Source organism: Paenibacillus sp. FSL H8-0457 (assembly GCF_038051935.1).
In the GTDB taxonomy this organism is placed as follows: Bacteria; Bacillota; Bacilli; order Paenibacillales; family Paenibacillaceae; genus Paenibacillus_AQ; species Paenibacillus_AQ lautus_A.
Map to the genome: position 1 here is coordinate 1348601 of NZ_CP150293.1, position 18778 is coordinate 1367378.

Annotated in this window: 14 protein-coding genes; 10 read left to right on the forward strand and 4 right to left on the reverse strand. The window is 53.2% G+C overall.

Annotated elements, in window-relative coordinates:
* Positions 1-52: 52 nt before the first annotated feature.
* The 6 genes from MHI43_RS05790 to MHI43_RS05815 all read left to right on the forward strand — a co-directional run bounded on the left by MHI43_RS05790 (position 53) and on the right by MHI43_RS05815 (position 5546).
* On the forward strand, positions 53-517 hold the full coding sequence (locus MHI43_RS05790) for a DinB family protein (protein ID WP_012819289.1): 465 nt from the start codon (positions 53-55) through the stop codon (positions 515-517).
* Between the two features lie 131 nt (positions 518-648).
* Entirely contained in the window at positions 649-1158 is a 510-nt protein-coding gene (locus MHI43_RS05795; RefSeq protein WP_036662208.1) for a CYTH domain-containing protein, read from the forward strand.
* 354 nt (positions 1159-1512) lie between these two features.
* Complete coding sequence (locus MHI43_RS05800; protein ID WP_012819291.1) at positions 1513-2184, forward strand: PAS domain-containing protein; 672 nt, start codon at positions 1513-1515, stop codon at positions 2182-2184.
* A 57-nt stretch (positions 2185-2241) separates the two neighbouring features.
* Positions 2242-3414: a MalY/PatB family protein gene (locus tag MHI43_RS05805; RefSeq protein ID WP_051425331.1), complete on the forward strand. Its 1173-nt coding sequence runs from the start codon at positions 2242-2244 to the stop codon at positions 3412-3414.
* 148 nt (positions 3415-3562) lie between these two features.
* The gene (gene nhaC, locus MHI43_RS05810; protein WP_036662210.1) at positions 3563-5077 is read left to right on the forward strand and encodes a Na+/H+ antiporter NhaC; all 1515 of its coding nucleotides are present in this window, start codon (positions 3563-3565) and stop codon (positions 5075-5077) included.
* 82 nt (positions 5078-5159) lie between these two features.
* Entirely contained in the window at positions 5160-5546 is a 387-nt protein-coding gene (locus MHI43_RS05815; protein ID WP_012819294.1) for a RidA family protein, read from the forward strand.
* Positions 5547-5659: 113 nt separating this feature from the next.
* Here the strand turns inward: MHI43_RS05815 and MHI43_RS05820 are convergent, their stop codons facing one another.
* The gene (locus MHI43_RS05820) at positions 5660-6415 is read right to left on the reverse strand and encodes a YheC/YheD family protein (RefSeq protein WP_036662211.1); all 756 of its coding nucleotides are present in this window, start codon (positions 6413-6415) and stop codon (positions 5660-5662) included.
* Between the two features lie 81 nt (positions 6416-6496).
* Complete coding sequence (locus MHI43_RS05825) at positions 6497-6889, reverse strand: hypothetical protein (RefSeq protein WP_012819296.1); 393 nt, start codon at positions 6887-6889, stop codon at positions 6497-6499.
* Positions 6890-7037: 148 nt separating this feature from the next.
* Between MHI43_RS05825 and MHI43_RS05830 the strand changes: the two genes are divergently transcribed.
* A complete protein-coding gene (locus MHI43_RS05830; protein ID WP_012819297.1) occupies positions 7038-7403 on the forward strand; it encodes an MmcQ/YjbR family DNA-binding protein in 366 nt (121 codons plus the stop codon).
* A gap of 121 nt (positions 7404-7524) precedes the next feature.
* On the opposite strand, the gene MHI43_RS05835 is transcribed toward MHI43_RS05830, so the two are convergent.
* On the reverse strand, positions 7525-8799 hold the full coding sequence (locus MHI43_RS05835; RefSeq protein ID WP_036662212.1) for a chitinase: 1275 nt from the start codon (positions 8797-8799) through the stop codon (positions 7525-7527).
* A gap of 397 nt (positions 8800-9196) precedes the next feature.
* On the opposite strand from MHI43_RS05835, the gene MHI43_RS05840 reads away from it, so the two are divergent.
* Positions 9197-10549, forward strand: a complete 1353-nt coding sequence (locus MHI43_RS05840) for an MATE family efflux transporter (protein ID WP_012819299.1) — start codon at positions 9197-9199, stop codon at positions 10547-10549.
* An 89-nt stretch (positions 10550-10638) separates the two neighbouring features.
* Here the strand turns inward: MHI43_RS05840 and MHI43_RS05845 are convergent, their stop codons facing one another.
* Positions 10639-13227, reverse strand: a complete 2589-nt coding sequence (locus tag MHI43_RS05845; RefSeq protein WP_341283283.1) for a LuxR C-terminal-related transcriptional regulator — start codon at positions 13225-13227, stop codon at positions 10639-10641.
* Positions 13228-13451: 224 nt separating this feature from the next.
* Between MHI43_RS05845 and MHI43_RS05850 the strand changes: the two genes are divergently transcribed.
* Entirely contained in the window at positions 13452-17294 is a 3843-nt protein-coding gene (locus MHI43_RS05850) for an S-layer homology domain-containing protein (RefSeq protein WP_012819301.1), read from the forward strand.
* Positions 17295-17685: 391 nt separating this feature from the next.
* Positions 17686-18723 carry a BMP family protein gene (locus MHI43_RS05855; RefSeq protein ID WP_009594391.1) on the forward strand — a complete coding sequence of 346 codons (1038 nt, stop codon included), beginning with the start codon at positions 17686-17688 and terminating at the stop codon, positions 18721-18723.
* The last annotated feature ends 55 nt before the right edge of the window (positions 18724-18778 follow it).

The following is an 18778-nucleotide window of genomic DNA, read 5'->3' on the forward strand; positions in this document are numbered from 1 at the left end:
GCAAAATAGTACGATAGGATAGTTACGTACGAATTGGAAGGGGGATTATGATATGAATGAAGCGATTTTCAACCAATTGGATTTTGCCAGAGGAGCAACCTTGAAATCGGTGGAACACGTAACGGAACAGGAAGCGGATATCATCCCGGAAGGATTCGCGAATAGCATTCGCTGGAATCTCGGGCACATCTACACCGTAACCGAGCAGTTCGCTTTTGCGACCGCGGGCGAGCAGCCGCGTCTTCCGGAAGGATTCGAAGCATGGTTTGCAACCGGAACCAAGCCGGCCGATTGGACGTCGAAGCCGCCTGCGCTGTCCGAGCTGGCAGAGCTTTTGCAGGAGCAAACCGCCCGAATCCGCGAAACCTTCTCGAATCGCCTGGACCAGGCCTCTGCCCACCCGCTGACGATCGGTCCCGTGACGTTCCAAACCGTCGGCGAGTTTCTTACGTTCAGCTTGTACCACGAAGGCATGCACACGCAGGTGATCAAGGCTTATAAAAAATTGATAAAGTAATGCTTGAACTCGAAGCGATAGAAGTATGTCCCAGCGTATACCTTCTATCGTTTTTTTATTTGTCGCTGGGGCAGCGGGTCCTTATAATGGAATCAGCAGAATGGGAATGACGAATGGAGGACATCACACTCATGGCGATTGAAATCGAACGCAAATACCTGCTGGAGGCTTACCCTGATGAGTTGATTCAGGAAGGAATCATCGTGGTCGAGAAGGAGCAGTTCATCGAGCAGACGTATTTGGCATTGGATGGGGACCAGGAGCTGCGGGTCCGCAAAATAACGGATCTGACATCGGGTCTGCTCGAATTCACCCATACGTTCAAAAAAGGGTGGGGAATTGCCCGGGAAGAAGTTGAATATGCGATTTCCAAAGGTCTCTACGATCAGATAGTCAAGGCGCATGGGGCAATTCCGTTGACCAAGAGACGGGAAACTGCCCGATGGGGCAGCACGCTCATCGAAATCGACGATTATGCGCAGATAAGCTTGCTTGTGCTGGAAGTCGAATTTCCTTCGCTGGAAGCCGCTGACGGCTTTGTGCCGCCGGCTTGGTTCGGACAAGATATCAGCACGGACAAACAATACAGCAACAAGAAGGTATGGCGGGATCTGCAGCTTCAAGCAGGCAGGGAAGCCTGAGCGGAATAAGGCTCGAATAAGGCTCGAATAGGGCGGCAGGCGCTTGGGACAAGCGCGGTCAGTTCAGATGCGACGAACAACGCCCTCACCATACGGTTAGAACAAAGGCTCTTGCGGCAGGTTCGCAAGAGCCTTTTTCTATGGCATGCAGCAAACAGAGCCCGCAGCTATCGAGATACACCTTCGCCGGATGCCTGCTTATTCGAGCATTCGGACAGTCATCGACTTTTTTTGACAAGAATATTGTAAACGGTTTATTATTATAATATAATATTATCATGATAATTAATTATTATTCTTCAATGGACGATATCCATAAAAATGATGGCGTATCAGAGAAGGGAGAGGCTCTTTATGAATGAAAACCAGCAGCTGCTTGAAAGCTATTTTCCGATCGCTTCTTTTATCGCGGCGATCATCGGACCTCAATGCGAGGTGGTCGTGCACGATATCAGCGATCCGGAACGCTCTATCATCTTTATCGAGAACGGCCATATTAGCGGACGCCGGGTCGGCGATGCCTCCACCGACCTCGTGTTGAAGATTTTGAAGGCGGAGGCCTACCGCGAAGAGCAGTTCATCGCGAACTACAAAGCTTCCGGCGCTCGGGGGCAAACCTTCCGATCGTCTACGTACTTTATTAAGAACGGAAGCGGCGAGCTGGTCGGACTTATGTGCTTGAACATCGACATCACGCATATGGAGGTTGCGGCTGATTGGATCAACAGCATTTTGCGGGGAGGTTCGCTTACGCCGCCGGCCGCCCTGGATGCGCCCAAGGACGACAAGCCTTCTACCGAATACCTGCAGGGGAACGTGGACGATTTGCTTCAGCACATCATCCAGACCGTCCTAGGCAAAATCAGCATTCCGGCGGACCGTTTATCTTCGAACGAGAAGATCGAGATTGTGAAGGAATTGAACGAGCAGGGCGTATTCCTGCTGAAGGGCGGGGTTTCCAAGGTTGCCGCTGCTTTATCCATATCGGAGCCTACCGTGTATCGTTATTTACAGAAGCTGAAATAAGCGGCCGTTTATCCTGTTAAACATGCATTGCATCCTGAGACAATGGAAGGTGACATCATGACATATAACTTTGACAAGGTCGTCAGCCGGTTTGGAACGAACAGCGCCAAATGGGACGGCATGGCGCAGAGCATGGGGAACGACACGATCGCTCTCTCCGTAGCGGATATGGATCTGCCGGCACCGCCCATGGTGGTGGATAAGGTAGCAGAGGCTGCACGTCACGGCATTTACGGATATACCGATCCGTTTCCGCCTTACTTCGAAGCGGTCCGTGCCTGGCTCGATAAGGCCTACGACTGGCAGGTCGAGCCCGAATGGATCGTATTTTGTCCGCGCATTGTGCAGGCTGTTTCGGTCATTATTCAGAAATTCACGGAAGCCGGCGACAGGATTCTTGTCCACACGCCTGTTTATCAGCCTGTTGCGAAAGCGGTTACGCTAAACGGCCGGATATTGGTTGAAAGTCCGCTTGTGCTTGCGGACGGGCGATACGAGATCGATTTTGACGATATGGAACGACGGATGCAGGAAGGGATCAAGATGGTCCTGCTCATATCCCCCCACAATCCGGTGGGCCGCGTATGGACGAGGGAGGAGCTTGAACGCATGGCGGAGCTTTGCATTCGGTATGACGCACTGATTGTGTCCGATGACATCCATGCCGATTTCATTCATGAAGGTCACGAGCATACCGTCATCGCCAAGCTGTCCGAAGAGGTTGCGAACCGTTCCATAATCTGCACGTCGCCGGGCAAAACCTTTAACCTGGCGAGTCTCGAAATCGCCAACATCATCATTCCCAATGCTGCGCTGCGGGAGCAGTTTCAACAAGGTTTGCTGCAGGCGGGGATTCATAATCCCACATTCTTCGCCGTGCCCGCGCTGGAAATTGCGTATACTTCGTGCGATGAATGGCTGACGGCGCTGCGCGCTTATATCAAAGACAATATTGCTTATGCTCAAAGCTTCATTGCCGATTATATGCCTGAGCTGAACGTCATCGATCCTGAAGGGACGTACCTGCTATGGATCGACTGTAAGGCAGTGAGCTGTCATGAAAAGGATCTGGTGGAGTGGATCCAGGAAAAGGCGCGCGTCAGCGTCAGCTTCGGCTCATCCTTCGGTCCCGGCGGTGAAGGCTATATCAGGGTCAACGTGGCTGCGCCGCGCCCTGTGTTGCAGGAAGGCCTGAAGCGGCTTGCCGCGGCTTATCCGCTGCAGCGTTAACAATCAAAGTCTAAGAGATCAGAAGGAATAAACTTCAAAGGCTTACCAACCTTATCACGCAGGAAAAACTTCCGCTATATGCGGTATGTCTTCTACAGAAGGTTACGTCGATAGACGTTTTCTTATTTACATCCAGGGGGAATTCATAATGGCTAAGCCAACAGAGGAACGAATGATTAAGCAGCCGACCATGTTTCTGGCGCTGCTTCCGATTTTCACCATGGTAATCTTGCTGTGCCTTGGTTACGTATTGTTCGAGCTGCCGCCCGAGCCGCTGATTATTGTATCCGCCATCGTCGCAGGTTTGATCGCGATTAAGCTGGGATACAGCTACAACGATATATTGGAATCCATTTCGCAGAAAATAGCGAAAACCATGCCCGCCATCCTCATCCTGATTGTGGTCGGATTTATGATCGGCGCGTGGATGGTCGGCGGAACCATCCCGATGATGATTTACTACGGCCTGAAAATCATCGATCCGCAGTTTTTGCTGATCACCGCTTTTCTCGTTACGTCCGTGGTCTCCGTATGTACGGGCACTTCCTGGGGATCCGCGGGTACGATCGGGGTCGCCTTCATGGGCGTTGGCGCCGGAATGGACGCCAATCTCGCGGCTGTGGCCGGCGCGGTTGTAGCAGGGGCTTACTTCGGGGACAAGCTTTCGCCGCTTTCGGATACAACCAACATCGCGGCCTTGTCGACCGGCGTTAACCTGTATGAGCATATCGGCCATTTGCTGTACACGACGCTGCCGTCCTTCTTCGTGGCGGGGATCGTCTACGTGGTCACGGGTTTGAACACGCATGTGTCCAGTACAGGAGTTCCCGAGAAGGTAACCGACATCATGAACACCTTGGCAACGATATACGACTGGAACCTGCTCCTGATCCTGCCTGTGCTGATTGTGCTGTACGGCTCGATCACCAAGAAACCTACGATTCCCGTCATGCTGCTGTCGTCGATCGTGGCGATGGCGAACGGCATGATCTTTCACGGCTTCACGCTGCATGACGTGGTAACCTCGGTTGTCAGCGGATTCGATATCGCGATGGTTCATGTCAGCGGATTTGATCCGAATACCGTCATTGCGGACATACCTCGCCTTATTAATCGGGGCGGCATGAGTTCCATGATGGGAACCTTGCTTATCTGTTTCAGCGCAATCACATTCGCCGGCACGATATCGCTGACCAAGTCGCTGGAGCTGATCGTGGACAGGCTCTTGAAGCATGTGCGTTCCACAGGCTCTTTGATCCTGGCGACGATTGCAACGGGGCTAACCATGATCGGCGTAACCAGCAACGGACAAGTCTCCATCCTGATGCCGGGCGAGATGCTCCGCGAGGCTTACATCCGCCGCGGTCTGCATCCGAAGAATCTGGGACGGACGGTGGAGGATTCCGCCGCCATTACCGAACCGATTCTGCCATGGACGGCAGCCGGTGCTTATATGGCCGGAACGCTTGGCGTAGCAACGCTATCCTATTTGCCTTGGGCGGTGCTGTGCTGGACAGGCATTATTTTTGCAACGATTTGGGGCTTTACCGGGTTCGGCATTGCCAAACTTACGCCTGAGCAGCAAAAGGAAATGCTGAAGGAATACGATGATCCGCATCACGGAAGCCGAAAAGACGCTGCAGAAGCTGCATCGGCCCATTAATACAGATGATGATGTTTTGGAAGATGGTAACCAACCATAAATATAAATGCGTAATACTATGCGCTACAGAGGAGAGAACACCATGACGCAACAAGAAAGAAAAACCATCGCAACCCAGCAGGCTCCAGGAGCAATCGGTCCTTATTCCCAAGCCGTGCAATACGGAAATCTGCTGTTTACCTCCGGCCAGCTCGGCATGGATGCGTCGGGGCATTTCGCGCCGACGGTAGAAGAGCAGGCGAAGCGCTCCCTGCTCAACGTGAAAGCGATCCTGGAGGCTGCCGGCTTCGGCATGGAGCACATCGTCAAGACGACCGTGTTCCTGAAGGACATGAACGATTTCCAAGCGGTCAACGAGGTGTACGCTTCTTTCTTTGCAGAACCGTATCCGGCACGGAGCGCCGTAGAGGTAGCCCGATTGCCGAAGGATGGCTTGGTTGAGATTGAAGTGGTAGCCAGCAAGCCGTAATAATAAGCGCTCTTCCAGGTATCTTGATAATAAGTTTTTAAAATGAGATTACAGCCAAAAACGGCCGGGCATGATGCCCGGCCGTTTGGTTTAAGCGGCTGAAGTATCCTCGTTTATTTCGTACGCCCATAATGCTTACCGTAAGACAGCACTCTATGGTAGAGGCTGCGGTCCTTTAGATTTTTGAGCGGATAAATTTGCGGTCTGGTGTTGACCTCGAGAATCCACGGTCTGCCTTTGGAATCGACAGCCACGTCCAGGCCAAGTTCCTTGAATCCTTTATAATGGCGGTCAAAGTTTTTGCCTACGGCAACGCCGAGTCCCTTGAGTTCAGACTCGAGCTGCTGGATGAAGGCCGAGTCGAAATTGGCGCCGCTCATCGTTTTCTTGAACGTGCCGATGGAGCCGCCTTGATTATAATTGGTGGCAACTTTGCTCGGGTTGCCGACCTTCGTGAACAGGGCGGTGCCGACCCAGGCGCCCTCTCGGGTTTTCTGGACCATCACCCGGATATCGAAAGGCTTGCCATTGCTTTTGGCCAAGCGAATTCCTTTTTGCAGCAGATAAGGTCTGCTCCCTGCAAAGCGATTCAGGTCGCGGTACAGCTGAGATGAGCTCGAGTACGACGTTTTCGTCGTGTTCAGCTGGCTTTGGTAGCCTCCGCCGGTTTTGCGGATCCGGATAATGTTATTGCCGCCAGAGCCATCCGTAGGTTTGAAGAAAACCGTGGTGTAGTCCGCCAGCATAGCATTCAGGTTTTTTTTGCTGAACGGCAGCGTGTGGGGCACGTACTGCCTGAAGTAAGCATCTTCGTTCAACCATTTCGTTTTCTTCCACTTGCTTTTGATGGTACTGCTTTTATAGCTCATAGTTAAGAGGCTCACCTCTCTTTTTTTGTTCAGCATATGCCGATAAAGTAGAGCAAGCCTCCACGATGGCCTTGAGCCAAGCTATGTGCTCGAAAACAATTTTTTATCGAAAAACAATAAGGTGATAAATAAAACTGCTGCAACTAGCAAAATCGACGCTGGAATGATAAAGGCCAGCAGGGTTGCCGTATTCTGCATTTGGTAATACATCAGCATGCCCAGCGGCATGATCCCGCCCCCGAGCAAACTCGTCCAGAAGTGCATCGCGGCGGTTCTTTTCATGCTGAGCTTGTCCCGAAAGACGTAGTAGAACATGCCATAGGCAAACAAGGTCAGCCAGCCTACCACCAGGATATGGGCGTGGCCTGCAACCATGCTGTAGCTGCTTCTGCCTGCCATGTCCGCTCCGATCAATGCGCCGATGAGCATATAAATGGCCGCGATGCGCATCAGCCATTTGCTGTATTTCAACATGGATAAATTCCCCCCTTGCATCTTGAATCAGTCCCAATATACAAGAGTTGTATGAACGGAGCATGAACAACATATCAAACGGAATTGAACAGGGAAACATCATCTACTATAATCAAATAGATCTGATCTTGAAGGAGAGAATTTCCAGGTGCGAAGCCCACTCATTGCTTATTGTCTTTCGAAGAAAGCCGCAGCCGAGGATTATCCGTTCGGACCGCTTCCGATCGTCATGAAGGTCGGCGGCAAAATGTTTGCCCTGATTACCACCACGGCAGGGGAGAAGGTCAGCCATATTTCCCTGAAATGCGATCCGGTCATCGCGGAGAATTTGCGCGAGCAGCATGACGCCGTGCAGCCCGGATACCATCTCAATAAGAAGCACTGGAACACGGTGACCGTCGATGGCTCCCTAACGGAAGCAGACCTGCACGATATGATCGACCATTCCTACGATTTGGTGCTGAAGAGTTTGCCGAAAGCGCAGCGTGTTGCCATCTCCCAGCGACTGGTATGAAGGCTGCTCCAAAACATAATCGCCCTATGGCAGCGTGGTGGCTGCAAGCCATCCATCCGCCAAGGGCGATTTTGCATGATCCATCAAACGTGATGGATCCGAGCTTCAGGCGGGTTCCGCATCAGAACGGTTTCATCCCTAATGTATCGACCTTCTCTCCGGTAATATCGACGCCCATACGGCCCGTGATATCGCGGTAATGCCCGGCGCGCCGCTGCACGGGACTGCCCTCGGTTTCCCCGAGGTTCGCTTCCAGGCCGTTCAAGACCATCACCGTTGTGCCGAAGCCGGGACTGCCCAGTCCCCTGAACTTCTCGAGCGGGGAAGGCTTCCATCTGCCGACCATCACGTCATGGGCGGAAGGTTTCGGGTCCTGCGGCGTCATCCAGAAGAGGATGGCGGTCATGTAGCCGATCTTGCCGTCGGCGGCAACGATCTCGGGATGGTCCAGCAGCACGCTTTTATCCCCATAGATAATGGAGCTGAAGAGTCCGTAGTTGAAGTTCCAGCTGAGCATGATCGGTCCCCGCCCATAATAGCGCTTGTCCGGCGATCCGGGATACAGCTCTGCGCTTGCCGGATCAACGAAGGTATCCATGTTGACCCCTGTCCGGCCGGCGATGTTTTCGTTCCAGAACAATCCCCAGCGAAGCGGACCGCCGGGAGCGGCAGCCCAGCCCCCGCCGGTTTCGTGGGAGAGATTGGCCAGGAAGGCGGCCAGTTCGCGCTTGCGGTCCTTCTTGAACCCTTCCTTGAGAAAGGTGCCGCCGTCAATGATAACGGTTTCAATCGCTTGGTTAAGGTTCTCGGCCGAATGGAAATCCGCCGAACGCACGACGAGTGTTTCGACCCGGGCATCTTTGTCCAATCGGTAAATCTCTTGGGCGGAAGGGGCTCCTTGCCGCGTGCGGATCTTGATCTTCAGATTGGACACCTCGGCCACCGCGTGAATCAGGTTGTCGTAAGAGAAATAGTCCGTCTGATCGGCTTTATAGTATTCTTTGCCCTTGGCGACGTTAAACCATGCGGCCGAACCTAGCCTGTAAGGAAATAAAGCCTCGAAGTCTTCCTCCGACAGCAGCGCTTTAACCGCTTCGATCGACTTTTCCGGCGTGTAATCCGGATCAAGGCCGTCCCAGTGCCGGTCGATCTCCTTGCGGCTGATCAAACGGTGCTCCCCAATCGCCAGGGAATCGGCTGGATTCCCCGTGAATTGTGGGAAAGCCGTGGTGTCGGTCGGGATGCTGGACGGCGTTTTCATTGGCGATGCCTCGGCTTGGGGCGCCTCATCGGCAGCAAGGGCTTGAAGCGGGGTCATAAGGAGGGCAGCGCTGAGGGCTGCAATCATGCTGCGCTGAACCATGTTGCGGGATAACGGATATTTCCACACGGTCATACACATTCTCCTCTATATCGTTGGGATGGAATTACATTGCCATCATATATACGGCATGTCCTTTTGTACATAGTCAGGAAATCCCACGGCATAACGCAAATTAAGCATGTTACATGACCTTTAGGGCGATCAAGCGGGGAGAGATGAGACAAGGGGCAGGGGATTTGCTGCGGAATCCTCCAGGATGCCGTCGAAGTTCGATAACCGGCTTTCGTAATGTAGTGCAACCAGACGACTAGTTTTTTACCGTAAAACATTATAATGTTATTATGTTTTTGATTCTATGAATCTACTATACGGCAGGAAGGATGTTTCAACTTCATTTGGTTCTGTTCATTTGCATAATTTCGTATATATTAGAGATTCATCATCTTATAGTCGAAGAAGGTTAGCTGACATGAGTTTATTTGTTCGGGAAAAAGGATTCTACAAAAGTTTTTTCTGGCTGACGCTTGTGATCGGGATGCAGAACCTGATATCGGTCGGCGTGAATTTGTCGGACAACGTCATGCTGGGAGGATACAGCGAATCGGCGCTGTCGGGCGTCGCGCTGGCGAACCAGATCCAATTCCTGCTGCACATGCTGGTTCTGGGCGTATGCGAAGGCTTGGTCATCATGTCGTCCAGATTCTGGGGAGCCAAGGATTTAGGCTTGATCAAAAAAGCGGCAAGCATCGGCATGCGCATGGCCATCCTTCTCAGCATCGTGTTATGGGTCATCGTGTTCTTTTTCCCGCACGAGGTATTGTCCTTGTTTACCAAGGAAGAGAATGTCATAGCTGCCGGCGTGGAATATTTGCGCATCATCTGCTTTTCTTATATCTTCTTTGCCGTCACCAGCTCCTTGCTGGCTTCCTTAAGAAGCGTGGAAACGGTGAAAATCGGCTTCGTGGTATCGCTGTCCACCTTGGTTATCAACATCTGCTTGAACTACATCCTGATCTACGGGTATATGGGCTTTCCGGAGCTGGGCGTGTCCGGATCGGCTATCGCTACCCTGACGGCGAGGATTATTGAATGCGTGATCGTCATCGTGTATGTTAAGCGGTTCGATCGCAAGATCCTGTTAAAGTTGCAGGATTTCCTGAAGTTCGATATGGAGCTCTTCAAGCAGTACATTCGCGTAGGCTCCCCGATTCTGATGTCCAATACGATATGGGGGCTTGCCATGGCGGCACAAACCGCCATCCTGGGGCATATGGGGGAATCCGCGATCGCCGCCAACAGCATTGCCACAACGATTTTCCAGATGGTGACGGTCATCGTGTACGCTTCCGCCAGCGCAACGGCCGTGCTGATCGGGAAGACCATCGGCGAGGGCATGATGGATAAAATCATATCGTATGCCAAAACGTTGCAGATTCTGTATATCCTGCTCGGTTTATTGACGGGGGCCGTGCTGTTTGTGATCAAGGATTTCGTGCTGGGCTTCTATTCGATATCCGATGAGGCCAAAACGCTTGCCCTGCATTTCATGACGGTGCTGTCGATCACCGTGGTCGGAACGGCCTACCAGATGCCGGCTTTAACGGGCATCGTGCGGAGCGGCGGAGACACCCGCTTTGTGCTGTACAACGATTTGATATTTATGTGGCTGATCGTGCTGCCCTCATCCGCCTTATGCGCTTTTGTGTTCCATTTATCGCCGCTTGCCGTGTTCATCTGCCTGAAATCGGATCAAATTCTGAAGTGTTTTGTGGCGATCGTGAAGGTGAACCGGTTCAAATGGATCCGATCCTTCAGCTCATGATGGTGCGGACGGGTATGATAAGGTAAATCCATAGCGTAAAAAAAACCTCGGGAACGCGTGTCCCGGGGTTCTTTTGTAGGGTTATCCAATTAATCCTCCAGCAGGTTCAGCGACTGGGCTTTAACCAGAGCCTGCGTGCGTGTCGTCACGCCGAGCTTACCGTACAGTCTGGACAAATACACCCGGATCGTTCCTTCAGACAGGCCGAGTGCTGCGGCCATCTGTTTATTCGCGGCGCCCTGGCGAATCAGATGCAGCAAATTCATTTCGTTCCGATTCAGCCGTTCGGGAAGAGTTTGCTGGGGTGTCTCGGCGGAAGAAATATCCGCTTCGGAATAACCCGGGAAACGCTTCACGAGCGTGCGTGCATATTCAAGCGTCCGAAGCTCCTCCAGGCTTAAGCCGTCTTCCTGTCCGAGTCGGCTCGAATACAGCTGCAGCAGCTGGCACATGTCCTCCCCTTCGTCGAGGAAGGTGCGGACATAACCGTTCTGTGCCCCGACACGCAAGGCTTCGCCAAGAAGATGAAGCGACTGCTGCCGCTGGCCGCGCTGATGTTCCAGCAGCGCCTGCAGGCTTGTGATTTCAATGATGCTGGATCGCTGCTGTTCGCGCTCCGCCTGAGGTTTCAACAGCTCCAGGAGGCGCAGCGCCTCGGTTTCCCTGCGCTGTCTGCCTAACATGCGGACCAACGCCAGGTATTCCGTTTCCCGGCTATAGGCGGGCTTGTCCTTGACGGAAACGGGGAGCTCGGCCACTTCCTTCCGTGCTTCGGCTATGCGCCCTTCCCGGATATAGATCAAGCTTCTGACGGCCTTTAACGGGGCGAGCCAAAGGCTCGATTTCCTGGCAAGCGCAGCGGAGCACGCTTCATCCAAAGCATAATGGGCTAGATGGAATTTGCCCTCGGCAGCGAACAGCCTGGCTTCGGTGATATGCAGCGGCACGAACAGCCCCATCGTTTCTTTGGCGGGCGGCGCATTACGGATCTGCACCAGCAGCTGCCGGCTTTCCGCCAGCCGGTTCCATTCATAATATCCCTCGCACAAGGATTGTTTAACATATAAGTTCATGAGCGAATGCGCCCACCCGTGGGATTCCAGCACACCGGTAAACAGATGCGCGATTCTTTCCGTATCGGCGGAGAGAGTTCCCTTCATGCCGAGCGAGGTACGCCTGACATAAGGCTCCCGCCGATTGTAATCGAACTGGTAGTACATCGGATTGTCGGGCATCAGGTTGTCGAGGATGCCTTCGCTGAAGGCGAACCATTTGCCGAAGTCACCGTTCAGAAAAACAAGATTGGACCGCACGAACAGGATGGAACTCATAAGCTGCTCCCTTCGTTCCGATGATTCTAGCGCAGCGCAGGCTTCCTCAATAAGGATCAGCATGCGCTCGGAACGTTCGAGATCTCCTGTAAGTACCAAGACAAAAGCATGCGCCAGCGACATTTCGGGTGTCATCGGATAGCTGGGGTGGATGCGGTCAAACCATTTCAGCAAGGTGGCAATCTCTCCAAGTTCGAGCACGGATTGCATATGCTGCTCGAGCAAGTTCACGGCATGCCCGAAGTCCTGCGCTGCCAACATATGGTCAATCGCTTCATCCATGGAGCCGACGGAGGCATAATACTGCCCGGCGAGCCGATGGCGCTTGGTATATTCCCCGTCAAACTCGCGCTGTAGCAGGTCGAGCAGAAACTGCGAGAATAAATGATGATAACGAAAGAAGGTTTGGTGTTCGTCCAGCGGAACCAGAAACAGATTCAGCTTCTGCAGCTCCTCCAGCATCGGACGGCTGTCGCTGAGATCCGTTACGGCATCGCAAACCTGCGGATGCAGCTCTGAAAGGACGGCGGTCTGGAGCAAAAAGGAGAACACGTCGGGTGACAGCTTGCTTACGACTTCCTGAAACAGATATTTGGATACGAGGAGCGGATTCCCCTTCATATCATCCACGAATCCTTCCAGTCCGCTGCCGGTTCGCATGGTAATCACGGCAAGCTGGAGCCCGGTAACCCAGCCTTCCGTTTGGTTCCGTAACGTATCGAGCTCCATCGAGGTCAGATTGGAATGGCCACCGTTTGACGCATGGCGGAACAAACGCTCCGTCTCCTCATAGGTAAATTCCAACTGCTTCATGCCGATAAGATGGACCTCATGGTTTACCACGCCCTTGATCGTGGGGAATGGAAGCTCGGTCCGGGACGAGATGAGAAGATGAATATGTTCGGGGAGGTAGTCGATCAAGTAGGAAATCCCTCCATGGATGGTTGAAGAGTGAATACTGTGCAGGTCCTCAAGAATGAGATTGAGGGGCTCGGAATCCTCGTATAATTCACTGATCAGCGTATCCAGAAAGGTTTCGATCGAGGCGCTTGGCAGCAGCTGCGTATGGTGCATGAGACGAGCTCCTTGCGCCTCGGGAAGAATCGAGGCCAGCGAGGCCGCCACGTATCTCCAAAAGCGGACGGGATCGTTATCCCGTTCGTCCAGCGAAACCCAGGCGCTTCGTTCGTCGGTCTCATGAGCCCATTGGGCGAGCAGCGTCGACTTGCCGTATCCGGCAGGCGCGATGATGGTTGTCAGCTGACCCTTATGGCCTGCTGCCATATCCTGCAGCAGCCGGTCCCGGCGAATCAGATGCTCCTTCAGACCGGGAAGGCTTATTTTCATTTTCAAAATGGGTGAGTCGGTCAGTAGTTTCATAGGATACCCTCGCAATATACGAAACGTTATTTTACGGAAATTGAGTCGCGATAACTAGATTATATGAAAAAAAAGATGAAAAGTTAACGTTTGTCAATCGTTTCCCTCCCATAAATTTGATAGCATCCTTGGTGCCGCGGTCCTAACCAGGCCGCAGCTATCATTACGCTGATGAAACGAAGGAGGAGATTATGCTAAGGCGTTCAGGAAAAATCCTGCTGTGTGCGGCTTTGCTGCTGCTGCAGCTGGATGGGTTATTGGGATATCGCCAAGCCTTTGCGGCTGCGGCCGTTGCACCAAAGATTGTAGCCGGGTACTATCATACCGCTTCGCTCGTAAGCAGCGGTGAAGTTTACTCATGGGGATACGGAGACAGGGGGCAACTGGGTGACGGCACCTGGAATACCCGGACGACTCCGGTCATGGCGAAGAATTTGAACCATGTCATTGACATTCACTCCGGCGTCCGCAGTTCGATGGCGCTAAGGCAGGATGGAACGGTATGGACCTGGGGGGCAAACGAGAACGGACAGTTAGGGATTGGAACGATAACGAATGTGAACGCGCCCGCGCAAGTTCCGGGTCTGAGCGGGATCAAGGCAATATCGGGCGGATTGGCCTATCACGGCATGGCGCTTTCAGAGAACGGCACCGTTTGGACTTGGGGGAAGAATGACAACGGCGAGCTGGGAAATGGAACGACGATACAACAAAACTCCCCGGTTCTGGTGGCCGGTCTAAGCGATGTGACGGCGATTGCGGCTGGAGGATACTACAGTCTTGCCTTAAAATCGGACGGCACCGTATGGGCCTGGGGCGTGAACGGAAGCGGGGAGCTTGGAGACGGGACAACGACGGACCGGCACGTTCCGGTACAGGTTGCCGGGCTGACGGACGTCATGGCGATCGCCGCCGGCGGTTCCCATAGTTTGGCCATTAAACAAGACGGCACCGTGTGGGCATGGGGAAACAATACGTACGGTACGCTTGGCGACGGTACGAGAACGCACCGGACGAGACCCGTGCAGGTTCGAAACCTGCAGCATATCGTTGCCGTTGCGGGTGGAGGTTATCACAGCCTTGCAGTGGACCGGGCAGGAAACGTATGGAGCTGGGGAGATAACAGTCAACAGCAGCTGGGCCTAAACTCGAATGCTTCCAGCCTCATTCCGGTCCCTGTGCCGGGGATCGAGCATGTACGCGAAATTTCCGCCGGCGGCTTTCATAGCGTGGCCATGAAAAAGGATGGGACCGTCTGGGGATGGGGCTATAACTCCGGAGGACAGATCGGAGACGGGACGTACAACAATACGAGGGGAATACCTACCCTGACCAAAGCCGTGCTGGATACGACGTCTCCGGATACGGGCAGCGGTAGCCTGAATCCGCACAGCATCACGTCAGACTCCGTTGCATTGGAATGGCCGAAAGCCTCGGACAATATGACGGAGCAGCACGAATTGCAGTATTTGTTATATTCGTCCGGCAGCCCGAATATCGGGGACGTCAGCCAAATGGAGAGGAACGGGAAGCCCCTCGAAAACTACGCGGCGGATCACACCGGGATGGTGGTGAACGGGCTTGCCGCAGGAACGGATCATTATTTTAACGTCATGGTCAAAGATGCCGTAGGCAGGAAAAGCGCATACCGCATGCTGAAGGTGACAACCCTATGGCCGCAAATCTACTCGTTAACCTATGACGGCAACGGACACACCGCAGGGAATGTTCCGGTAAGCAGCGGTTTGTTTGCCAGAGGCGACGAAGCGGTCGTGGCGGGCAATACGGGGCAGCTGGGCAAGGATGGACATGTCTTCGACGGCTGGAATACGGAGGCCGACGGAAGCGGAATCGATTATCCTGCCGGTGGCAAGCTTATATTCGGTACGCAGGACGTCACGCTGTATGCCCAATGGAAGGCGATCCAGGCACCGACCGAGCTTAAGGCCGTATCTTACACGCCATCCCACCAGTCTGTCGGCGTGGAAAAAGATGTAACCTTGCAGGTTGTCTTTAATGAAGAAGTGACGGCGATGTCCGGTAAATCGATTGCGATTAGGCTGGCCTCGGATCATCGCGTCGTCGAGACCGTCGATGCAGGGAGCGTCACGATTCTCGGGAACGCGGCGAGCATAGATCCGCTGAATGATTTTGATGCGGGAGCAGCCTATTACGTCGAGATCGAGCCGGGTGCTTTTATCGGTAACCATTCGGGTACCGGCTTTGCCGGCATTCAGGGGGCGGATGCTTGGAGCTTTACGGTCAGGGAACATGAGGCTCCGGCCTACGACACTGATTTGCAAGCATTGGCGCTGCGATCGTCGAGCGGAGAAGTAGCGCTGAGCCCTGTGTTCGCCAGAGATCACTATGATTACAAAGCGCAGATCGCCAGCGATACGGACCGCCTCACGATAACGGCACAGGTATATGATGCGAGGTCGTCGGTAACGGCCAGCGTGTACGGCGAGGCCGGAAATTTGGTATGGGGGCCGATGGCTCTCCTCTCCGGCCAGGAGAGCCCGTCCTTCCCCGTCGCCGTAGGCAGCCAGGCCATCGAGGTCGTGGTGACGGCGCCTGACGGCCAGCACATGAAATACAGAACGACGGTAATTAGAGCTTCATCCGGAGGCGGTGGCGGAACGCCTGAAGAACCGGAAGGTTCGTCGCCAGGAGGTTCCGGCCAAGGATCGGCTATACCGGGCCCATCAGGCAATGCCGCACCTTCGAATAGAGTAGACGTCAAAGTTACGATAAACGATGAATCTCAGGAAGGGATGGTTACAGGTTTGTTCCATGAGGCCAATGGACATACCGTCGTATCGATGAAATTGGATACGGCTAAGCTGGAAGCCCGTTTAGAGACAGTGGACTACAATCCGGTAATCGTCATCGCGTTGGCACGGCCCGCGGATCAGGTCTCCCTGGAAACCAGCGGAGCTGCTCTTGACCTGCTTAACGCCAAGCAGGGCGCCATTGAAATCCGATCGGCGCTTGGTCATTTCCACGTTCCAGCGGCCGTGATGGCATCATCGCGCTGGAGGGCGCCAGGAAGCATGGACTTGCCGGCCGCGGATCAAATTTCGGTAACCCTGACGATGGCTGCCAGCGACGCTGCCAAGGTAGAGGCCGTTAAGAAGGCCGCATTGCAATCCGGCATTACGCTTATCGGCTTGCCTATCGAGTTTGATATCACGGCTAAAGCTCAGGACACGGCACTGCAGTTAGATCCATTCCCGCAATATATGAAGCAGCGAATCATTTGGCCGCAGGGAATGCCGGGCCGCATGACAACGGCTGTCTTGCTGGATCGGAACGGCAGCTTCCACCCGATCCCGACGCGCTTCGAGCTGAAGGAGGACGGAAGCAGCGAGGCGATTCTGCATTCCTTATCAGCAGGTACGATTGCTTTTATATCTTATCAAGTGCGAGTTGCTGATGTATCGTTCCACTGGTCCAAGGATGCGGTGAACGATCTTGCTTCGCGGATGATTCTGAACGGAACCGGACTTGCCGAAGGTGGGACAGACACAAATGCGAATCAGCCCGGGGCGATTCATTACGCGCCGAATGTCCAAGTGAGCCGTGCCGAGTTTGCCGCCATGATCGTGAGGGCGCTCGGTTTGGATGAGGTGAAGGACGGAGTTCCTGCTTTCCGGGATGTCGACGCAGAGGACTGGCATAACGGCGTCATAACGCAAGCTGTGCAGTATGGGCTTCTTCAGGGGTATGAGGACGGCCAATTCAGGCCGGCCCAAGGCATTACGCGTCAAGAGGCCATAGCGGTTATGGCGAGAGTGATGGAGCTGGCGGGAATAACGAGCGCAGTGAATGAGATGGAAGCGGCAGCCATCCTCTCCCCTTACCAGGACCGTGAAGACCTGTCCGACTGGGCCACACCGGCTGCGGCCGCCCTTGTGAAGCAAGGAATTGTCCTGGGGTCGGGCGCAGGGCTTAAGCCGCTCCAGAAGTTATCCCGCGGCGAAGCAGCGGTCATGCTGCAGCGATTATTGAAAGGTTCAGAGCTGATCGATTGAATCGGCGGTGGAAGCAGGCTGGAGTCGAAGAATTCAACATTTCGTATGTTGCTTCATCTAAATAGAAATCATGCAGAGCGAGGATGCCGAACGGCATCCTTTTTTATATAGATAGAGAGAATCCAGGTTTGCGTGATGCCAGGAATTTGAAAATAATGCGTTTTCATCCCGGATCCATGCCGGAAGCGTTTGATCAAATGTTGGCAATTCCCGAACATTATCGACATTTTGACAAGGTAATGTTCTGTGATATACGCAGTTTTCCACCAAATTTTTGCTAAAAAACACATTAAACTACATAAAACGCTAAAATTTTTGTTTTGACATCTGCTTGTCTATACCATAGGATAATAGTATAAAAAGTGCTCACTTAGGAGGATAAGGTCAGGAAATGAAAAAGACATGGTCAATTCTATTAACACTCGTATTATCCGTTGGATTGCTTGCAGGTTGCGGCAACGATGATAAGTCTACTGACAGTGGTGCAGCTAATGGCGGTTCCGAAGGATCTCAAGATAAGAAACGCATTGCACTAGTTCTTCCTGAGAAGATCGGCGTGAATCCATTCTTTGCCTTGATGGACGAAGGATTGCAAAAGGCTGCTGCCGATTTCAACGTTGAAGTCAAAACGATTGAATCGACAGACCCTGCTTCGATCGAGCAGAACCTCCGCACGGCGGTTGCCGAGAAGTATGATCTGATCATCACATCCACCTTCCAGATGGAGGATGCATTGAAGAAGGTTGCACCGGAGAATCCGGACGTGCCGTTTGCGATTATTGACACGGTCGTGGATTTGCCGAACGTCCGCAGCGTCGGATTCCGCGAGCATGAGGCTGCTTATCTTCTGGGGGCGGCTGCAGGATTGGCAACGAAAACGAACAAGGTCGGCAACGTTGTGGCCAACGACATTCCGATTATGCATAAATATATGACCGGCTTTGAGGAAGGCGCGAAATCGGTCAATCCGAACATCGAAATTTTCGTTAACTTCGTAGGCGGATTCGACGATCCGGCAAAAGCGAAGGAGCTTGCGCTTCTGCAGAACTCCAAGGGCGCGGATTTCGTAGCCGGCATGTCCGCCGTTGGCGATCTGGGCGTGTTCGAAGCAGCGAAAGAGAAGGGCTTCTACACTTCCGGACAAGATACGGACAATACCGAGCCTGAGCATGTGGTGCTTGCGCAGTTGAAAGGTACCGACGCTGTCGTATACGAAACGGTGAAGGATTTTGCAGAGGGCAACTATACTTTCGATATTCGTGACTACGGCCTGAAAGAAGGCGCCGTAGGTCTCACTTACGTTACGCATGAGAGTAAAACGCCGCTTAACCCATTCATTGGACAAGACATCGTGGATCAGCTTAAGGTGATTTCCGACGATATCATCGCCGGAAAGATTAAAGTAACGAACGCATTGGAACAAAATTAGTTCTTACCTGGACCGGCTGCACATGGGCAGTCGGTCTTTCATTCAGAAACGAAAG

Excerpts from the sequence above, each read along its gene's own strand:
- MHI43_RS05790 (WP_012819289.1), top strand. The coding sequence starts at position 53 with ATGAATGAAGCGATTTTCAACCAATTGGATTTTGCCAGAGGAGCAACC.
- MHI43_RS05795 (WP_036662208.1), top strand. The coding sequence starts at position 649 with ATGGCGATTGAAATCGAACGCAAATACCTGCTGGAGGCTTACCCTGAT.
- MHI43_RS05800 (WP_012819291.1), top strand. The coding sequence starts at position 1,513 with ATGAATGAAAACCAGCAGCTGCTTGAAAGCTATTTTCCGATCGCTTCT.
- MHI43_RS05805 (WP_051425331.1), top strand. The coding sequence starts at position 2,242 with ATGACATATAACTTTGACAAGGTCGTCAGCCGGTTTGGAACGAACAGC.
- nhaC (WP_036662210.1), top strand. The coding sequence starts at position 3,563 with ATGGCTAAGCCAACAGAGGAACGAATGATTAAGCAGCCGACCATGTTT.
- MHI43_RS05815 (WP_012819294.1), top strand. The coding sequence starts at position 5,160 with ATGACGCAACAAGAAAGAAAAACCATCGCAACCCAGCAGGCTCCAGGA.
- MHI43_RS05820 (WP_036662211.1), bottom strand. The coding sequence starts at position 6,415 with ATGAGCTATAAAAGCAGTACCATCAAAAGCAAGTGGAAGAAAACGAAA.
- MHI43_RS05825 (WP_012819296.1), bottom strand. The coding sequence starts at position 6,889 with ATGTTGAAATACAGCAAATGGCTGATGCGCATCGCGGCCATTTATATG.
- MHI43_RS05835 (WP_036662212.1), bottom strand. The coding sequence starts at position 8,799 with ATGACCGTGTGGAAATATCCGTTATCCCGCAACATGGTTCAGCGCAGC.
- MHI43_RS05840 (WP_012819299.1), top strand. The coding sequence starts at position 9,197 with ATGAGTTTATTTGTTCGGGAAAAAGGATTCTACAAAAGTTTTTTCTGG.
- MHI43_RS05845 (WP_341283283.1), bottom strand. The coding sequence starts at position 13,227 with ATGAAAATAAGCCTTCCCGGTCTGAAGGAGCATCTGATTCGCCGGGAC.
- MHI43_RS05850 (WP_012819301.1), top strand. The coding sequence starts at position 13,452 with ATGCTAAGGCGTTCAGGAAAAATCCTGCTGTGTGCGGCTTTGCTGCTG.
- MHI43_RS05855 (WP_009594391.1), top strand. The coding sequence starts at position 17,686 with ATGAAAAAGACATGGTCAATTCTATTAACACTCGTATTATCCGTTGGA.